This is a genomic window from Protofrankia sp. Cr1 (assembly GCF_963555865.1).
Lineage (GTDB): Bacteria > Actinomycetota > Actinomycetes > Frankiales > Frankiaceae > Protofrankia.
In genome coordinates this window covers 1,661-3,928 of the sequence record NZ_CAUVXO010000191.1, presented here as the reverse complement: position 1 = coordinate 3,928, position 2,268 = coordinate 1,661, and the positions used below count along the sequence as shown (strand labels likewise).

The window sequence follows — 2,268 nt, the reverse complement described above, 5'->3', positions numbered from 1 at the left end:
TCGCCGCCGGACAGACGGGGCCGATCCGGCCGGTCCGGGGGCCGCCCCGGCCGAGCAGGAGAGCTCTCGGCGACTCCGCCGGGGGAATCGCCGACCGCTGATGTCGTCACGCTCACCGCCATCGGGCCGCTGGTGTCCAGCCTGCTGGCGGCCCCGGGCGCCTGGGCGACCGCGACCATTCGGCTACAGCCCGGCGACGCTCTGTTCATCTACACCGACGGCCTCATCGAGGCCCGCAACGAAAAAGGTGAGCAGTTCGGCGAGGACCGGTTGGTCGCGGAGATCCTGCGGGTCCCTTCGCGGGGCCCGCAGGAACTGCTCGACGCGGTTTTCGAAGCCGTCCGCGCGTACGCTCCCGGACGTCCGAGCGACGACCGCACCGCGATCATTCTTGCGCGGACGGATGCGAGCGGGTCCGGCGACGGCGGGGTTCTCGTGCCCGCTGCTCGTCCACCGTCGGACCGGTACGGGCCCGGCGGCGCGGGCCGGGCGGGGTCGGGTCGGTGACTTCGGATCATCTTGCAGCTGGGCTGCGGGTGTAGATGGTCGTTTGCGGGTACAAACGTTGCCATGAGTGAAAGGTCCGGCATCGGGTCCGGTATCAGGTCGGGTTTCGTTGCGCTGCTGCGGGTCCGCCTTGGTGTCGCGCGGCTGTTGCTCATCGTCGTCGGTGCCGTGCTGGTTCTCGCCGGCATCGGGTTCGTCAGCGGCTGGCGGCCGTCGCTGACCAATCCGTTCGGTCAGGAGAGGATCGACCGCAGTCCGCCCGCGGTGCTGCGGTCCCTGACCGATCTCAGCGAGTACCACGCGGCCAGCGCCCATTTTGAAGTCGTTGTCGATCTGGCGGATGAGACCAGGTTCATACCGGCCTCGTTGCGTGGCGAGCGGACCTTGTTCGTGGGTGTCGGCAGTGTCGACTCCGTGGTCGATTTCGGAAAGCTCGGTGCGGATGCGGTGACGGTCTCCGAAGACCGGCGGACGGTGTCGGTCCACTTGCCCGCGCCGACGCTGTCGGAACCGCGGGTTGATCCGGAACACAGTTACGTCGTGGCACGCCAAAAAGGCGTGCTGGACCGGATCGGTGGCTTTCTCACCGGCAGCCCCAGCGATGATCGTGAACTCTATGTGGTAGCCGCGGACAGGATGACACAGGCGGCGAAGGCCGATGGTTCCGTCCTGACCCTGGCCCAACGCAATACCACTGGAATGCTGCGAGGTCTGTTCAGCGCGCTGGGTTTCACGACAATCAACGTCAGCTACGCGGACGCACGGTAGCGAGCCGCGCTCGTCCGGTCCGGCTCGCCGAGCCAGGCCGACCACGAGCCAGGCCGACCACGAGCCGGGGTGGAGCGCGCCGTCGAAGACAGGCATGTCACCGGGCCGGACCCTCACGTCGCCTGGTGGGGGTGGAGTCGTCTCCCGGCGGGGAGCGCCGGCTCGCGCCGGTCCGGCGGAAAGTCAACCGTCGAGCAGGTGCACGGGAGGCCGTGGGTAGGTGGCCGTCGGTCCGGAGCACAGCTACTGGACCGAGGCTGCTTCCCAGTTCCGTCATAAGTCTGAGTCTGTTAGGCTCAACAAACATGACATGAGCCCGATCCGTGCGGGGATCGAGCGTGACAGGAACCGCGCTTGGAGGGAGAAGTCATGACCGCCTACCTGTGGGATCCATTCGCCGCGTTCGGACGTCTGGACCGGGAGTTCGACGAGATCGTTCGTCGTACCTGGGGTGTCCCTGACCGGACGCGGATGGTTCGCACCGGTTTCGTCCCCGCGGCCGATGTCGTCACCGATGGGGATGACATCGTCGTGCAGCTGGAGCTTCCCGGAGTTGACGTCGACCGGGACGTCACGGTCGAGCTGGAGCGGGGCCGCCTGGTCGTCCGTGGGGAACGGACCGAGGCCCGCGCGGGCGACGGCCATCCCGATGACGGCCGTACGGTCGTGCTACGGGAACGTCGCCATGGCGGCTTCCAGCGTGAGTTCAACCTGCCGGACGGCGTCGGCGCTGACCAGATTTCCGCGACCTACGACAACGGCGTCCTGTCGGTGCGGCTTGCCGGCGCCATGACGGTCGGTCGCGGCAGGCGTATCTCGGTCATCGCCGGCGCGCCGCAACGCGATCGGGCCAGCGACCCGGCGGACGCGCCGGCAGCGTCAGGTGCTGAGCCGCGCGTGGCCACCCAGGCACGGACGGCTGACGGGGTACAGGCGGGCTGACCCGCGACCTGCTCACCGCCTGCGGGTCGGCCGCGAGGGTCTCGCCAGCCG

At 68.7% G+C, this 2,268-nt stretch carries 3 protein-coding genes; all 3 read left to right on the top strand.

Annotated elements, in window-relative coordinates; all coding sequences use genetic code 11:
• On the top strand, positions 1-507 hold a 507-nt coding region (locus U9980_RS15575; RefSeq protein ID WP_322768577.1), incomplete at its 5' end, for a PP2C family protein-serine/threonine phosphatase.
• Positions 508-570: 63 nt separating this feature from the next.
• A complete protein-coding gene (locus tag U9980_RS15570) occupies positions 571-1,275 on the top strand; it encodes a DUF4230 domain-containing protein (RefSeq protein ID WP_322768576.1) in 705 nt (234 codons plus the stop codon).
• Between the two features lie 369 nt (positions 1,276-1,644).
• The gene (locus U9980_RS15565; protein WP_322768575.1) at positions 1,645-2,217 is read left to right on the top strand and encodes an Hsp20/alpha crystallin family protein; all 573 of its coding nucleotides are present in this window, start codon (positions 1,645-1,647) and stop codon (positions 2,215-2,217) included.
• Positions 2,218-2,268: the final 51 nt, after the last annotated feature.